We start from the raw sequence: 16,049 nt of genomic DNA on the forward strand, positions 1-16,049 counted from the left end.
ACCGACCCCATTCCCGGGTGTCCGGCGTCAGGTGCACATGGCAGGATCGGTCCTGTTCCGCCGCACCCCACCCATGCCCGACATGTCCCGAGGGAGTACCGCCCGTGCCCGGTGAGAATCTGACCCGCGACGAGGCCCGGGAGCGGGCCGCCCTGCTGTCCGTCGACGGTTACGACGTGTCCCTCGACCTGCGTACGGCGGTGGGGGACGTGGCCGAGGAGGGGCGGCGCACCTTCCGCTCGGTGACCACGATCCGGTTCCGCAGCAACGAGGCGGGCGCCTCCACCTTCGCCGACCTGATCGCGCCGAGTGTGACGGCCGTCTCACTCAACGGCCGGGACCTCGACCCGGGCGCGGTCTTCGACGGTTCGCGGATCCTCCTGGAGGACCTCGCCGCGGAGAACGAGCTGGTCGTCGACGCCCAGTGCGCCTACTCCCGCACCGGTGAGGGCATGCACCGCTTCGTCGACCCGGAGGACGGCGAGGTGTATCTGTACACCCAGTACGAGCCGGCCGACTCCCGCCGGGTCTTCGCGAACTTCGAGCAGCCGGACCTCAAGGCCCCGTTCCGCTTCGAGGTGCGGGCACCGGAGGGCTGGACGGTCTGGAGCAACGGGGCGGCTGAACTGGCGGACGGTGTCTGGAAGTTCGCGGAGACCAAGCCGATCTCGACGTACATCACGTGCGTGACGGCCGGTCCGTACCACTACGTGACGGACTCCTACGAGCGGACCTTCGAGGACGGCTCGCGGCTGGAGATCCCCCTCGGCGCCCTGTGCCGCAAGGGCCTGGCCCCCTACTTCGACTCGGACGACGTCTTCCTCGTCACCAAGCAGGGCCTGGACTTCTTCCACGACCACTTCGACTACCCGTACCCCTTCGGGAAGTACGACCAGGCGTTCGTCCCCGAGTACAACCTCGGCGCGATGGAGAACCCCGGACTGGTCACCTTCCGCGAGGAGTTCATCTTCCGGGGCAAGGTCACGCGGGCCTCGTACGAGGGGCGGGCCAACGTCATCCTGCACGAGATGGCGCACATGTGGTTCGGCGACCTGGTCACCATGGAGTGGTGGGACGACCTGTGGCTGAAGGAGTCCTTCGCGGACTTCATGGGCGCGTTCGCGCTGGTCGGCGCGACCCGCTTCACCGACGGCTGGATCACCTTCGCCAACCGCCGCAAGGCCTGGGCGTACCGCGCCGACCAGCTCCCCTCCACCCATCCGATCACCGCCGACATCCGCGACCTGCAGGACGCGAAGCTCAACTTCGACGGCATCACCTACGCCAAGGGCGCCTCCGTACTGAAGCAGTTGGTGGCGTACGTCGGTCAGGACGCGTTCCTGGAGGGCGCGCGGCGCTACTTCAAGCGGCACGCGTACGGCAACACCCGCCTCGGTGACCTGCTGTCGGCCCTGGAGGAGACCAGCGGCCGGGACCTGGCGACGTGGGCGCGCGGCTGGCTGCAGACGGCGGGCGTCAACTCCCTCAGCCCGCATGTGCTGTTGGACGCGGACGGCCGGGTCGACGAGCTGGCGGTGGTGCAGGAGGCGGTCGAGTCGCACCCCGAACTGCGGCCGCACCGCGTGGCGGTGGGCCTGTACCGGCGTACGGCCGAGGGCGGCCTGGAGCGGTACGCGCGTGCCGAGGCGGACGTCGAGGGGCCGCGTACGGTCGTGGCGGAGCTGGCCGGCGCTCCGGCGCCCGAGCTGGTGCTGGTCAACGACGACGACCTCACGTACTGCAAGATCCGCTTCGATGACACCTCGCTGGCCGCCCTGCGTGAGCACCTCGGTGAGATGACCGACCCGCTGGCCCGCGCCCTGTGCTGGTCGGCGCTGTGGAACCTGACCCGGGACGCGCTGCTGCCCGCGGCCGGCTTCGTCGACCTGGTGACCCGGTTCGCGCACCGCGAGTCCGACATCGGCGTCCTGCAGATGCTGCACGCGTGGGCGAACTCGGCGCTGGTCAACTACGCGGCGCCCGCCTGGCGGCCGACGGGCGAGCGGCTGCTGGCCCAGACCGCGCTGCGGGATCTGCGGGCGGCCGAGCCGGGCAGCGAGCACCAGCTGGCCTGGGCCCGTTTCCTCGCCTCGGTGGCGTCGGCGCCGGCCGATCTGGCGCTGCTGCGCGGCCTGTTGGACGGCACCGAGAAGGTCGACGGACTGGAGGTCGACCAGGAGCTGCGCTGGGCGTTTCTGGAGCCGCTGACGGCGCACGGAGTCGCGGACGAGTCGGCGCTGGCGGCCGAACTGGCCCGCGACGACACGGCCTCCGGCAAGCGCCACCAGGTCCGCTGCCTGGCCGCCCGCCCCTCGGAGGCGGTGAAGGCGCAGGCCTGGGCGCAGGTGGTGGAGTCGGACGCGCTGTCCAACGCCCTGGTGGAGGCCACGATCGCGGGCTTCGCGCAGCCTTCGCAGCGGGAGCTGACCGCGCCGTACGTCTCGAAGTACTTCGCGGTGATCGAGCGGGTCTGGCAGGAGCGGTCGATCCAGATCGGGATGGACGTGGTCCGGGGCCTGTTCCCGGCCCATCCGGCCGAGCGGGACGCACAGCCGACGCTGGACGCGGCGGACGCCTGGCTCGCGGCCCACGAGGACGCGGCGCCGGCGCTGCGGAGGCTGGTGCTGGAGTCGCGTGACGACCTGGCGCGGGCGCTGCGGGCCCAGGCTTTGGCCAACGGTTGATCCGCCCGTGACCGTTACGGAATCCGGTCAATAACACCCGTAACCCCTGGTCCAACCCGAACGGACCAGGGGTTTTCCGTGCCCTATCGGCATCCGAACATCCGTCCTTTAGTGCCCCCTTGTCCGCATTTGTCGACGAGCGTGTAACAGCGGTTAAAGAGCGGGCCGGGCGCGGAAAACCCCCGGCATGAACCACAACACGCCGCTCCCCCCGGCTTCCCCCCGCCCCCTCCGTCACCTCTCCGAGGTGCACCGCCGCGTCCTGACGACGGCTCAGCTCCGCTCGCACGGCGTCTCGTCCGCGGAGATGACCGAGCAGTGCCGCGCCGGCGGCCCCTGGCAGCAGATCCTTCCGGGCGTCTTCCTCCTCCACCCGGGCCCGCCGACCAGCGAGGAGCGGCTGCACACGGTGCTGATGTACGCGGCGCGCGAGTCGAACGCCGGGGTGCCGGCCCAACCGGACGCGGACGACCCCCACCGCGCGGTCTACCCGGAGGCGATGATCACGGGGCTGGCGGCCCTGAACCTGCACGGCTTCACATCCGCTCCCCCGCTGCTGTCGCTGGACAAGATCGACGTCCTGGTTCCCCGGCTGCGCCGACTGCGCTCGACGGGCTGCGCACGGATCGTCCGCACGCCGGCGCTGCCGACTCCCCAGCAGGTGACGGGAGTTCCGGTCGCTCCGGTGCCGCGGGCCCTGGCCGACGCGGTCTCCGAACTGGCGGACGCGGGCGCGGTGCGCCGGCTGCTGACGGAGGCGGTGCGCGGCGGCCACTGCGAACCGGCGTCGGTGGTACGGGCGTTGAACCAGGCGAAGCTGCTCAGCCGGCCGCACGTGGTGGACGCGGTGGACTCGCTGCTGGCCGAGGGCCGCGCGATCGCCGAGAACCGCCTGTACCGGATGGTCCGCGAGCACGGCCTGCCCGACCCGGTCTGGAACGTGGACCTCCGCCTCCCGGGCGGCCCCCACCTCGGCGGCCTGGACGCGTACTGGCCCGAGCAGGCGGTGGCGGTGGAGCTGGACACGCGGGCCCCCCGCCAGGACGAGGACGCGATGTGGTCGGAGTACGCCCGCAAGCGGGAGACCTTGGAGCGGCTGGGCATCACCGTCGTGTACGTCACCCCGAAGAAGCTCCGCGACTCGACGGAGCAGCAGGCCACGGTCATCCGTACGGCGCTCATGGCGTCCGGCGACCGCGAACCCGCCGCGTATGTCGTGGTGCTGCCCCGGTAGTGACGGACCGGGGCCGGCATCAGGAGGGGAGAGGAGGGGCCGCCGGGCCTGCACCGGCGGCCCCTCCTCGTGCGCCCGGGTCCGGCCGGGAGGCCTCCCGTCAGAAGGGACCGGGCCGCCGGGCCGGGTCGGGACGGAAGCGGAGGAGCCGCCGGGGTCCGGGGCCCGCGGCGGAGCCGTCGGCTCCTCACCGGACCTCGTCCGGCCTCAGCTGCCGCAGAACCCCTCCTTGATCACGTCCTTGCTGTTGTCCGCCCAGCCGTTGATGCGCCGCGAGCCGGTCGAGCCGGTTTCAGGCCTTCTTCAGCACCAGTTCCGTGTTGCGGTCGTTCGCGTCGCCGCCGAGCGAGGTGCTGGCGCCCGGGGCGTTGTACGACAGCTCGCGGTAGAGCGCCGCGAGGCCCGTCTGGGTGAGGTCGGAGAAGTCCGTGCGGTGCGGGGCCGAGGACTCGACGAGCGTCGTGAACAGGGAGATCGTGCCGTCCTTGTTGTCCGTCAGCTCGATGACCCGGGCGAGCTGGGGGTAGTCCACGTGCGACGCGGTGGAGATCTCCCAGAAGGAGCGGCCGCCGGAGGCCGCGTGCGGGGTGATGTCGTTGCGGTGGATGTGGCCGTTCACCCAGGCGAGGACGTTGCGGTGGGCGCCGAGGGTCGCGATGACCTCCTGGCCGTTGTGCCGCCGCTCGTTCGGGCGGGCCGGGTCCACGTGGTTCGTGTTCGTCATGGTCTTGCTGGTGTGGTGGCTGAAGACGACGACGTACGAGTCCTTGTTGTCCCGCAGCTGCTTGTCCAGCCACTTCAACTGGGCCGTACCGATGGAGCCTTCGTAGTGCCCGCCCGGGTCGGTGGTGTCGAGGCTGATGCCGACGACGTCCTCGGCGATCCGGAAGGTGTAGTACTGGGTGCCCGCCGCGAGGTTGGCACTGGAGTAGCCGTGCCCGACCGGGCCCACACCGCGGTACGCCGGGTCGAGGTGGGCCTTGAGGTACTCGGCCGGGGTGTACGGGGCACGCTTCTCGTCCGCGCTGACCGAGCGCATGTCACGGCTGTGCGCCTTCAGCATGTCCCGGAAGGCGGTGCCCTTGGGGTCGTTGCCGTTCTTGATGTGGTTCTGGAGCTTCGTCGCCTCGGACGCGGACAGGGACATCAGCTTCCTGCCGCCGACCGCGTACTCGGCGAGCCAGGAGTCGCCGTGGCCGTAGCAGCCGAGCGGCATGGCGTCGTGGTTGCCGACCGTGGAGTACCAGGGCAGGTTCAGGCCGGGGCTCTGGACCTCGCGGATCGCGGCGGCCAGGAAGCCCTGCAGATGCGGGAAGCCGAGCTGCTTGTCGCCGTCGCGGACGCTGGAGTCGGGCTGCCAGTACGTCTTGAGGCCGCTGTTCTGGACACCCTCGTAGTGCCGCGGGTCACCGGAGTTGGGGGTGATACGGCCGCCGCTCATGATCTTCAGGAACCAGTCGAGCTCGGACTTGGCGTTGTTGTCCGTGTTGTCGCCTGTGGTCATCGCGAAGTGCAGCGGGGAGCCTGTGACAGGGGCGCCGCGCAGCGCGTTGATCCGCTCGACCAGCGAGACCGCGCCCTGCACGGTGAGCGCCTCGTGCGGACGCCAGGCGTGCTTGTCGGTGGAGCGCAGGTACTCCAGGCGCATCGGGTGCTGGGCGTCGATCAGGTGCAGGTCGGTGAGCTGCACGAACGCGGCGAGCGCGGTACGGCGGCCGGCGCGGCCCGTCTTGGGCGCGGCCAGCTCGCTGCGCACGACCCGGCTCCAGCCCGGGCCGTCACCGAGGCGGCGGTAGCCGGAGCCGGTGTGCGGGGCGGCGACGGTGGCGAGGGTGGTGCCCTTGGTGTACGGGGCGAGGGGGGCGGCCGGGGCCCGGCGGGACTGCGCCACGACCCGGGTGCCCTCGGTGGTGGCGGTCGTGGCGGTGGCGGCCTGGCTTTCGGTGGGCCGCAAGGCGTAGCCGACGCCTGCGGAGACGGCCGCCGCGCCGGCGGCGGCGAGGACGGTACGGCGGTTGATCGCCGGGATGGTGGCGGCGACAGAGCGTATGCGCGACATGGCGCGATCTCCCCGAGTACAACGCGTCGGCAGTGGTCGCGGGTCGTTTCGCTGTCGCGAACAACCCGCTCACTCTGGATGCTTGGCATCGGGGATGACCTGTGCGTGAACGAGACGGCAACGCGCAACGCCGATCACCGTACGTCGATCTTGGGCCACCCTGCGCGTTCACGCCCGCTCGTCGGACCGCCCGGGGGTGGTCACTCAGTGTTCATTTTTCGGGGTAGGGGAGAGATTCCGCGGGGTTCGGCGAGGGCGGGCACCGAGCCGTCCGTCTTCGCCGGGCGGAAGGCGTTCACGTTCACCGCCCTGCCTTCGCCGCCCCCGCCTCACTCGCGGGCGGCCGGTGTCACATGTCCCGACGCCGGCCGCTCCCGCCACAGCGCCAGTCCGGCGTCGACCAGTCCCACCCGGTTGAGGCCCGCCACCTCCTCCAGCGGATGCCAGGCCGCCATGTCCGTGGATCCGCCGACCTCGGGGCGGAGTTCACCGCCGGTGATGCGCGCCTCGTAGATCAGCCGCAGACCCTGGTGGTCGACCGTGCGGCCGAAGCGGCGGGGGAAGCGGCGCCGGTTCGTGTCGACGCCCAGCAGGCCCGTCACCTCGATGTCATAGCCGGTCTCCTCGTCGACTTCCCTCCGCACGGTGTCGTAGGGGTCTTCCCCGTGTTCCATTCCGCCGCCCGGCAGGGTCCACTCGGGGACCCCGTCCCCGTCGATCCAACGGGCCAGGAGGAGTTGCCCGTCACGGACGCACATGGCGTAGGCCGCCACCCTCAGTTTCCTTCGCACATACGGACGTTAGACCGCAGGAGAGGGATTGGCAGGCGAGTACTGGGGTGTCGACCAGCGCAGCGGGACCGCGGACGGGGTCTCGACGACTTCCGTGACACAAAAACGCACCCGTCGTGCCCCGTCCGCACCGAACTCCGTGCGCGCCTCGCCCGTCAGCTGCAGTGTCCTGCCGCTCGTCCAGTCCAGGAACAGCAGCCCCGCCCGCGGATCCGCCGCGAGGTTGCCGAGGGTGAGGAACATGGAGTTGCCCGGATAGTCCCGCCAGACGAGTTCCCGCGGTGAGGCACCGCCGGCGGCCCCGGCGAGCTGCCCGAGTTCGACGACCCGTCCTGGGGTCCCGCCTGGCTCGCCGCCCGCAGCTATCTGGAGCTGCTCTCGACCGCCTCCGACCGCATCCGCGGCTGCGCCCACGACGCGTGCATCCCCGGGCGCGAAGATCGTGTCCTCCCGCGCCTGCACCTGGAGCGGCGGCTGCACCAACGTCGCACTCACCGAGGGCATGATCGACCTCGTGGTGAACCGCGGCGTCGACATCGTGAACATGTCGATCGGCGGCCTCCCCGCCCTCAACGACGGCAACAACGCCCGTGCCGAGCTGTACACGCGGCTCATCGACACCTACGGCGTGCAGCTGGTGATCTCGGCCGGCAACTCCGGTCCCGGTGCCAACACCATCGGCGACCCGGGCCTGGCCGACAAGGTGATCTCCGTCGGCGCCGCCATCTCCAAGCAGACCTGGGCCGCCGACTACGGCTCGGTCGTGGAGAAGAAGTACCAGATGATGCCCTTCTCCTCGCGCGGTCCGCGTGAGGACGGCGGCTTCACTCCCACCCTGTCCGCGCCGGGTGCCTCGATCAACACCACCCAGACCTGGCTGCCCGGCTCCCCGGTCGCCGAGGCGGGCTACTCGCTGCCGGCCGGCTACTCGATGCTGCAGGGCACGTCCATGGCGTCCCCGCAGGCCGCGGGTGCGAGCGCGCTGCTGCTGTCGGCCGCCAAGCAGAAGCACATCGCGCTGACGCCCGCCACCCTGCGCACGGCCCTCACCTCGACCGCCGGTCACATCAAGGGTGTTCAGGCCTACGAGGAGGGCGCGGGCCTCATCGACATCGTCGACGCCTGGGACGCGATCCGCGACGGCGCCACGGCACACGACGCTGTGCTCAATAACTACGCCGTGAAGGCACCGGTCGACACCGCGCTCGACCAGGCGCTGAAGCTGCCGGGCTTCGGCACCGGCCTGTACGACCGCGAGGGCGGCCTCAAGGCGGGTGACAAGAAGACGTACGACGTCACGATCACCCGGACCTCAGGCTCCGACAAGGCGGTCCGGCACGAGCTGAGCATCGAGAACAACGCCGGTGACACCTTCAGGATCGTCGGCAAGGACGAGGTGAAGCTGCCGCTGAACCAGCCGGTCACCGTCAAGGTGCGGGCGAATCCGAGGGCCGCGGGCATCAAGAGCGCGATCCTCGACGTCGACGACCCGAGGACCGAGGGCGTCGACAAGCAGATCCTCGCCACGGTCGTGGTCTCGACGCCGGTGAAGTACACCTACACGGCGTCGAGTTCGGTGCAGCGCAACAGCACGCAGTCGTACTTCGTGACCGTGCCCGAGGGCGCGAAGTCCCTTGAGGCCGCCATCGGCGGGCTGAAGGACAAGAGCCAGACCCGCTTCATCTCGGTCCACCCCTACGGTGTCCCGGTCGAGGACACCGGCACCCCGTACTGCTACAGCAACTACCCGAACACCAACGGCTGCAAGCCCGACGTGCGTTCGTACGCGGACCCGCAGGCCGGCGTGTGGGAGATCGAGGTCGAGTCGCGCCGTACGTCGCCGCTGCTCGACAACCCCTACAAGCTGGACCTCGCCGTCTACGGGGCGGCCTTCGACCCGGCGACCGTGACCGTGCCCGAGGCCAAGGTCGGTACCCCGGCCGCCATCTCCTGGAAGGTGACGAACAAGCTCGCCGCGCTCGACGGCAAGCTGGTCGGCGGCCCGCTCGGCTCGTCCAAGACGGCCCGCCCGACCATCAAGGAGGGCGAGACCCGGACCACCACGGTCGAGGTGCCCGCGGGCGCCAAGTCGCTGGACGTCGCGATCGGCAATGTGTCGGACGCTTCCGCGGACCTCGATCTGGTCGTGAAGAACGCGTCCGGCACGGAGGTCGGCAGGTCCGCCGACGGCGACTCGGAGGAGGCGGTCTCCATCGCCTCGCCCGCCGCCGGTACGTACACCATCGAGGTCGCGGGCTACTCGGTCCCGTCCGGCTCCACCGCCTACGACTACCGGGACGTCTTCTTCTCCGCGTCCCTGGGCACCGTCACCGTCGACGAGTCGGTGCCGGTGAAGCTCGGAACGGGCGAGTCGGCGACCGTCTCCGGCAGCGTCACCGCCGCGGCGGCCGCCCCGGAGGGCCGTGAGTTCTTCGGCCAAATCCAGCTGGTGAACGCACGCGGCACGGCCGCGGGCACCGGCAGCGTGAAGATCGAGAAGGTCACGCCGTAGTCGGTCAGTGACACGGCGGTGGGGGCGGACGTCCGTAAGGGCGCCCGCCCCTTCTTGTCCCTCACCCGCAGGGGAGGCCGGCCGACTCGGGCAGCGCCCGGGTGAGCCCGGCGCGCTCGCGGGCGATGGAGTCCTCGCCGACGAGCACGTGGTCCGGGGTGACGGCGTGCTGCGGGACGGCCACCAGGATGTGGTCGCCCTTGTGCAGGGCCTTCTGGAGAGCGCCCTCGTCGATCACGAGGGTGAGCTGCTTCTCGGCCTTCTCCGGCTTGTACGAGCGGGTCACGTGCAGCGTGACCCGCTCCTGCTCGGCGGCTCCGGGCAGCTGCTCGACGTCCGTCACCTCGCCCTCGGCGACCAGACGGGTGCAGGCGAGGTAGCCGGGGCTGTCGAAGGCGGAGCCGGCCTTGGAGCCCGCGGCCTGGTCGGCGCTCGCGCTGGAGCCCGAGTCGGAGGCCCCGCCGCCGACCTGCCCAAGCAGCCACACCATGCCCGACAGCGCGCCCGCGACCGCGACGGTGCCGAGGGCGAACCTGCGCGCCGGACGCCAGTTCCGCGGCGCCCGTACCACCGGAGCGGGTTCCTCCAGCGGCCGCGCGTCCACGGCCAGCGCGCCGGCGACGATCCCGAGCTGCTCCCGCAGCAGTGCCACATCGGCCCTCGCCCTGCGGTGTTCAGCCATGAACGCGGCGTCGTCGCGGGCCTCGTCCGGAAGCTCCTCGCCGGTGATCGCGGCCATCAGCGCATCGGTGCCGTCGTACATGTCGTGCGTCTCGTGTTCGGCGGTCATCTCACACCACCTCGTCCTCGTGCAGGCGGGCGCGCAGGGCCCGTACCGCCGTGTGCAGCCGGCTCTTGACGGTGCCCTCGGGGACGCCGAGCTCCTCGGCGATCGAGCGGACCGGCAGATCGGCGAAGAAGCGCAGGACGAGGACCTGACGCTGGGGGCCGGGCAGCTCGTCGAGGCCCTGGGCGACGGCCAGGGAGAGCACGCTGGTGTCCTCCCCTGAGGGGTGCTCCAGCTGCCGCAGGGAGGCCAGCCGTTCGCCGATCCGCTCCTGGCGCTTCTTGGCCCGGTGCCAGTCCATGGCCAGGTTGGAGGCGACGACGGCCGCCCACGCGGAGACGTCGCGCGGGGCCTCGTACCCCTTCGCGGCGCGCTCCAGCAGCCGCAGGCGGACCTGCTGCACCCCGTCCGGCAGGTCCGTCTGCGGCACCCCGCCCAGCGCGAGCACCGCCCGCACCCGGCGTTCCTGAGCCGCGTCCAGAGGATCCCCCTGATCGTCCTTCTGGGCCCGGCGGGCCTTTCTGCGCAGCACAAGCCACCCCCCTCACCGCGTTTCCTCTACGACGCCGCGGCGCACGGAAACGTTCGGCCGGGTCTTTGGGAATTCCGCCGAGGCGTACGTCACACCGTCGCGTGGCGCAGCACAGCTTGCGGCACAAGGCCCGCACAGAGCTAATTTCTGCAGCTCAGCGCGGCGCAAGCACGAGTTCCGCAACCGTAGGGATGGTCCGGGTGTCCCAGTTTCCGGGCATGGCGTCCAAAGAATTGGACAGGCGGACCCCGGTCGGCCGCATGATGGAAATGCCGCAGACACGCAAGAAGCCGCAGACAGGCACGTACACGTAGAGGGAGTCGCCGTGAGGGTCGGAATCGTCGGAGCCACCGGGCAGGTCGGCACGGTCATGCGCAGGATCCTCAAGGAGCGTGCCTTCCCGGCCACCGAGCTGCGCCTGTTCGCCTCGGCCCGCTCGGCGGGGACGGTCCTGGACGGCGTGACGGTGGAGGACGCGGCGACCGCCGACTACAGCGGCCTCGACATCGTGCTGTTCTCCGCGGGCGGCGCGACCTCGAAGGCGCTGGCCGAGAAGGTCGCCGCACAGGGCCCCGTCGTGATCGACAACTCCTCCGCCTGGCGCCGGGACCCGGAAGTACCCCTGGTGGTATCCGAGGTGAACCCGCACGCGGTCGCCGACCGGCCCAAGGGCATCATCGCCAACCCGAACTGCACGACGATGGCGGCGATGCCGGTCCTGAGCGTGCTGCACGCCGAGGCCGGCCTGGAGGCGCTGGTCGTCGCCACCTACCAGGCGGTGTCCGGCTCGGGCCTCGCGGGCGTGGCGGAGCTGCACGGCCAGGCGCAGAAGGTGATCGCCGACGCGGACAAGCTGACGCACGACGGCGGCGCGGTCGACTTCCCGGAGCCCGGCGTCTACAAGCGCCCCATCGCCTTCAACGTGCTCCCCCTCGCCGGCTCGATCGTCGATGACGGCCTGAACGAGACGGACGAGGAGCAGAAGCTCCGCAACGAGTCCCGCAAGATCCTGGAGATCCCCGAGCTGAAGGTCTCCGGCACCTGCGTCCGCGTCCCGGTCTTCTCGGGCCACTCCCTCCAGATCAACGCCCGCTTCGCGCGCCCGATCTCCCCGGAGCGCGCGACGGAGCTGCTGGCCGGCGCCCCGGGCGTCGCGCTCTCCGACATCCCGACGCCTCTCCAGGCCGCCGGCCAGGACCCGTCCTTCGTCGGCCGCATCCGCCGCGACGAGACCGTGGACAACGGCCTGGCCCTGTTCGTCTCCAACGACAACCTCCGCAAGGGCGCCGCGCTGAACGCGGTGCAGATCGCGGAGCTGGTGGCGGCCGAGCTGAAGGGCTAGACCCTCCTGACCTCGTAGAGGAAGCAGCCGTACTCGACGGCCCGGACGTGGACGAGTGCCACGGACGGGTCGTCGAACGCGTTGTGGAAGGCGTTGTGGAAGGCGTTGTGGAAGGCGTCGTGGTCCGGGGCGTCCACCAGTTCGCCGCCGAGGATGTGCCCGTCGGCCGAGTAGTGGCGGACCGTGCGGTGGGCGTTGGCGAACGGGTAGCCGTCGCCCTCCGGACCGGGGCACTCGTCCGCGTGGATGAAGACGGGGCCCTGCTCGTCGTAGGCACCGGGCTCGGCGCCCGTCGCGGCCGCCCAGCGGCGCAGGGGCGCGTAGGAGACGAGGGCGATCCGTTCGCCGGCCTCGCTGCGACGCAGACAGCAGCGGAGCGGGGCGCCGCCTTCGTCGTCGGTGACGGGGGTCATCGGGCGGCCCGCGTCGTCGGCGGTGCGCAGCTCCTTGAGGGCGGACGGTTCGACGGGTCGTGCGGTGTACGTGGTCATGGGTCCCAGGCTGCCGCGGGCGCGCGCTGATGACTGGCGGGATTCGGACGCGGTGTTCTCACCCGGCCCGTCCGGGGGTGTGCAGGCCAGGGGACTCATCGGGAAAACCCTCGTCGCCCTCCCCACGGTCACGTGGAAGGATGGCGCAACCCACACAGAACGAGGAGATGACCGCGTGCCTGGCACAAACCTGACTCGCGAAGAGGCGCAGCAGCGGGCGAAGCTGCTCACCGTTGACTCGTACGAGATCGATCTCGACCTCTCCGGCGCGCAGGAGGGCGGCACCTACCGGTCCGTGACCACGGTGCGTTTCGACGTGGCCGAGAACGGCGCCGCGTCCTTCATCGACCTGGTGGCCCCCACCGTCCACGAGGTGACGCTCAACGGCGACGCGCTCGACCCCGCGGAGGTCTTCAAGGACTCGCGCATCGCCCTCCCGGGGCTGCTCCAGGGCCGCAACATCGTGCGGGTCGTCGCCGACTGCGCCTACACCAACACCGGTGAGGGCCTGCACCGCTTCGTCGACCCCGTCGACCAACAGGCTTATCTCTACACCCAGTTCGAGGTCCCGGACGCCCGCCGCGTGTTCGCGTCCTTCGAGCAGCCCGACCTGAAGGCGACCTTCCAGTTCACGGTGAAGGCACCCACCGGCTGGACCGTCATCTCCAACTCGCCGACGCCCGAGCCCAAGGACGACACCTGGGCCTTCGAGCCGACGCCGCGGATCTCGTCGTACATCACGGCGCTCATCGTCGGCCCGTACCACTCGGTCCACAGCGTGTACGAGAAGGACGGGCAGTCCGTCCCGCTCGGCATCTACTGCCGGCCCTCGCTCGCCGAGTTCCTCGACTCCGACGCGATCTTCGAGGTCACGCGGCAGGGCTTCGAGTGGTTCCAGGAGAAGTTCGACTACGCGTACCCGTTCAAGAAGTACGACCAGCTGTTCGTGCCGGAGTTCAACGCGGGCGCGATGGAGAACGCCGGTGCGGTGACCATCCGCGACCAGTACGTCTTCCGCTCCAAGGTCACCGACGCGTCGTACGAGCTGCGCGCCGAGACGATCCTGCACGAGCTGGCCCACATGTGGTTCGGCGACCTGGTCACCATGGAGTGGTGGAACGACCTGTGGCTGAACGAGTCGTTCGCCACCTACACCTCCATCGCCTGCCAGGCGTACCACCCGGAGTCCCGCTGGCCGCACTCCTGGACCACCTTCGCCAACTCCATGAAGACGTGGGCCTACCGGCAGGACCAGCTGCCCTCGACCCACCCGATCATGGCCGAGATCAACGACCTCGACGACGTGCTCGTCAACTTCGACGGCATCACCTACGCCAAGGGCGCGAGCGTCCTGAAGCAGCTCGTGGCGTACGTCGGCATGGACGAGTTCTTCGCGGGCGTGCAGGCGTACTTCAAGCGTCACGCCTTCGGCAACACGCGCCTGTCCGACCTGCTGGGCGCGCTGGAGGAGACCTCCGGCCGTGACCTGGGGACCTGGTCCCAGAAGTGGCTGCAGACCGCCGGGATCAACGTCCTGCGCCCGGAGATCGAGACAGACGGTGAAGGCGGGGCGGGCGTCATCACCTCCTTCGCGATCCGTCAGGAGGCCCCCGCCCTGCCCGCCGGCGCGAAGGGCGCGCCCACCCTGCGCCCGCACCGTATCGCCGTCGGCCTGTACGAACTCGACGCCGAGAGCGGCAAGCTGGTGCGCGACGAGCGGGTCGAACTGGACGTGGACGGCGAGTCGACCGCCGTACCGCAGCTGGTCGGCAAGCACCGCCCCGCCGTCGTCCTGCTCAACGACGACGACCTGTCGTACGCCAAGGTCCGGCTGGACGAGGAGTCCCTCGCGTTCGTCACCGAGCACCTCGGGGATTTCGAGTCGTCGCTCCCTCGCGCCCTGTGCTGGGCCTCGGCCTGGGACATGACGAGGGACGCGGAGCTGGCGACCCGTGACTACCTCTCCCTCGTCCTGTCGGGCATCGGCAAGGAGTCCGACATCGGTGTCGTGCAGTCGCTGCACCGCCAGGTGAAGCTGGCCATCGACCTGTACGCCGACCCGGCGACCCGCGAGGCCCTGCTGAACCGGTGGACCGACGCCACGCTCGCCCACCTGCGCACGTCCGCACCGGGCAGCGACCACCAGCTGGCCTGGGCGCGGGCGTTCGCGGCGACGGCCCGCACGCCGGAGCAGCTGGACCTGCTGGATTCCCTGCTCGAAGGCGCGCATACGATCGAGGGCCTGGCCGTCGACACCGAGCTGCGCTGGGCGTTCGTGCAGCGGCTCGCGGCGGTCGGCCGCTACGACGAGACGGAGATCGCCGGCGAGTACGAGCGGGACAGGACGGCCGCCGGTGAGCGCCATGCCGCCAGTGCCCGTGCCGCCCGGCCGACGGAAGAGGCCAAGGCGGAGGTGTGGGCGCAGGTCGTCGAGTCCGACAAGCTGCCGAACGCCGTCCAGGAGGCCGTCATCGGCGGTTTCGTCCAGACCGACCAGCGTGAGCTGCTCGCCCCGTACGCCGAGAAGTACTTCGAGGTGGTCAAGGGCGTCTGGGACTCCCGCTCGCACGAGATCGCCCAGCAGATCGCGGTCGGCCTCTACCCGGCCGTCCAGGTCTCGCAGGAGACGCTGGACCTGACGGACGCCTGGCTGGCCTCCGCCGAGCCGGGCGCGGCCCTGCGCCGCCTGGTCTCCGAGTCCCGCTCGGGCGTGGAGCGCGCGCTGAAGGCACAGGCGGCCGACGCGCGGGCGTAGTCGTCGATACGAGCAGCAGGGCGCCCGGTGTCGTACCGGGCGCCCTTTCTCGTCGCCGGACTCAGCGCACGACCATGCCGCCGGTCACGTTGACGAAGGTGCCGGTGATGCCGGCCGCGTGGTCGGAGGCGAGGAAGACGGCCGTGGCGGCGACCTCGGCGAGGGTGGGGTTGCGGCGGGTCATGCGCATCCCGGCGAGCTGGTCGATGATGCCCTGCACGGCGGCGGCGTCGATGGCCGGGTTGACCGCGGAGAGCTTCTCGACGGTGAAGGTCTCGGGCACTCCGGCCGCCCACAGGCCGACGGCCCGCACCCCGCGCGGGCCGCACTCCACCGCGAGGTTGCGGACGAGCGTGTCGATGGCGGCGTCGGCGGGCCCTGTGCCGCCCATCATCGGACTGCCGTGCGCGGAACCGCTGTTGAGGGTGAGGATCACGCCCGAGCCGCGTTCGGCCATCCGGCGGGCGGCGCCGCGGGCGGTGATGAAGTTGGCGCGGGTGCCGTCGACGACGGGCCGCAGGAAGTCGTCCACGGGCATCTCGGTGAGCGGGGCGCCCTGCACGTCGCCGCGTGTGACGAGGTTGAAGGAGATGTCGACGTCGCCGACGCGGGCGAGATGCTCCTCCACGGCCGCCTCGTCGAGGGCGTCCACCACGGCGACCTCGGCGTCCTTGATGTCGTCGGCCACCGTCTGAAGCGTCTTGCGGGTGCGCCCGACGAGGTGCACGCGGGCGCCCTCGGCCGCGAAGGCGCGGGCGACCGCCCCGCCGATCGATCCGCCTGCGCCGTAGACGATCGCGGTCTTGTCGGTGAGCAGCATTGGGAATCTCCTTCGGAGGTGTTCCGTATCGGTCGGTCATAC

General features: G+C 70.8%; 10 protein-coding genes and 3 pseudogenes. 6 read left to right on the forward strand and 7 right to left on the reverse strand.

Features of this window, described 5'->3' with window-relative positions:
* Positions 1-104: 104 nt before the first annotated feature.
* Both pepN (OOK07_RS14510) and OOK07_RS14515 read left to right on the forward strand, forming a co-directional pair.
* Entirely contained in the window at positions 105-2,684 is a 2,580-nt protein-coding gene (gene pepN, locus OOK07_RS14510) for an aminopeptidase N (protein ID WP_266796823.1), read from the forward strand.
* Between the two features lie 187 nt (positions 2,685-2,871).
* Positions 2,872-3,918 (forward strand): hypothetical protein, encoded by a 1,047-nt coding sequence (locus OOK07_RS14515; protein WP_266796825.1) that lies wholly within the window; start codon positions 2,872-2,874, stop codon positions 3,916-3,918.
* A gap of 292 nt (positions 3,919-4,210) precedes the next feature.
* On the opposite strand, the gene OOK07_RS14520 is transcribed toward OOK07_RS14515, so the two are convergent.
* From OOK07_RS14520 to OOK07_RS14530, 3 genes and pseudogenes are all read right to left on the reverse strand, one after another.
* On the reverse strand, positions 4,211-5,977 hold the full coding sequence (locus tag OOK07_RS14520; protein WP_266680387.1) for a TIGR03767 family metallophosphoesterase: 1,767 nt from the start codon (positions 5,975-5,977) through the stop codon (positions 4,211-4,213).
* Between the two features lie 329 nt (positions 5,978-6,306).
* Complete coding sequence (locus OOK07_RS14525) at positions 6,307-6,768, reverse strand: NUDIX hydrolase (protein ID WP_266680389.1); 462 nt, start codon at positions 6,766-6,768, stop codon at positions 6,307-6,309.
* A 9-nt stretch (positions 6,769-6,777) separates the two neighbouring features.
* Positions 6,778-7,053, reverse strand: a pseudogene (locus tag OOK07_RS14530) (pyridoxamine 5'-phosphate oxidase family protein); the annotation flags it as partial.
* A 3-nt stretch (positions 7,054-7,056) separates the two neighbouring features.
* Between OOK07_RS14530 and OOK07_RS43665 the strand changes: the two are divergent.
* Both OOK07_RS43665 and OOK07_RS14535 read left to right on the forward strand, forming a co-directional pair.
* Positions 7,057-7,194: pseudogene (locus tag OOK07_RS43665) on the forward strand (CGNR zinc finger domain-containing protein); the annotation flags it as partial.
* A pseudogene (locus OOK07_RS14535) lies at positions 7,190-9,280 on the forward strand (S8 family serine peptidase); the annotation flags it as partial. The pseudogenes OOK07_RS43665 and OOK07_RS14535, both read left to right, overlap by 5 nt.
* A 61-nt stretch (positions 9,281-9,341) precedes the next feature.
* On the opposite strand, the gene OOK07_RS14540 reads toward OOK07_RS14535, so the two are convergent.
* Positions 9,342-10,070 carry a hypothetical protein gene (locus tag OOK07_RS14540; RefSeq protein WP_266796826.1) on the reverse strand — a complete coding sequence of 243 codons (729 nt, stop codon included), beginning with the start codon at positions 10,068-10,070 and terminating at the stop codon, positions 9,342-9,344.
* Position 10,071: 1 nt separating this feature from the next.
* Complete coding sequence (locus OOK07_RS14545) at positions 10,072-10,599, reverse strand: RNA polymerase sigma factor (protein WP_266680392.1); 528 nt, start codon at positions 10,597-10,599, stop codon at positions 10,072-10,074.
* A gap of 325 nt (positions 10,600-10,924) precedes the next feature.
* Between OOK07_RS14545 and OOK07_RS14550 the strand changes: the two genes are divergently transcribed.
* Positions 10,925-11,941: an aspartate-semialdehyde dehydrogenase gene (locus OOK07_RS14550; protein ID WP_266680393.1), complete on the forward strand. Its 1,017-nt coding sequence runs from the start codon at positions 10,925-10,927 to the stop codon at positions 11,939-11,941.
* Here OOK07_RS14550 and OOK07_RS14555 read toward each other — a convergent pair.
* The gene (locus tag OOK07_RS14555; protein ID WP_266796828.1) at positions 11,938-12,432 is read right to left on the reverse strand and encodes a DUF1203 domain-containing protein; all 495 of its coding nucleotides are present in this window, start codon (positions 12,430-12,432) and stop codon (positions 11,938-11,940) included. The two genes, OOK07_RS14550 and OOK07_RS14555, sit on opposite strands and share 4 nt — an antisense overlap.
* 175 nt (positions 12,433-12,607) lie before the next feature.
* Here OOK07_RS14555 and pepN (OOK07_RS14560) point away from each other — a divergent pair, with 175 nt between their 5' ends.
* Positions 12,608-15,187, forward strand: coding sequence for an aminopeptidase N (gene pepN, locus OOK07_RS14560; protein WP_266680397.1), 2,580 nt, complete (start codon positions 12,608-12,610; stop codon positions 15,185-15,187).
* Between the two features lie 61 nt (positions 15,188-15,248).
* On the opposite strand, the gene OOK07_RS14565 is transcribed toward pepN (OOK07_RS14560), so the two are convergent.
* The gene (locus OOK07_RS14565) at positions 15,249-16,007 is read right to left on the reverse strand and encodes an SDR family NAD(P)-dependent oxidoreductase (protein ID WP_266680399.1); all 759 of its coding nucleotides are present in this window, start codon (positions 16,005-16,007) and stop codon (positions 15,249-15,251) included.
* Positions 16,008-16,049 lie beyond the last annotated feature (42 nt).

Source organism: Streptomyces sp. NBC_00078 (assembly GCF_026343335.1).
Classification (GTDB): Bacteria; Actinomycetota; Actinomycetes; order Streptomycetales; family Streptomycetaceae; genus Streptomyces.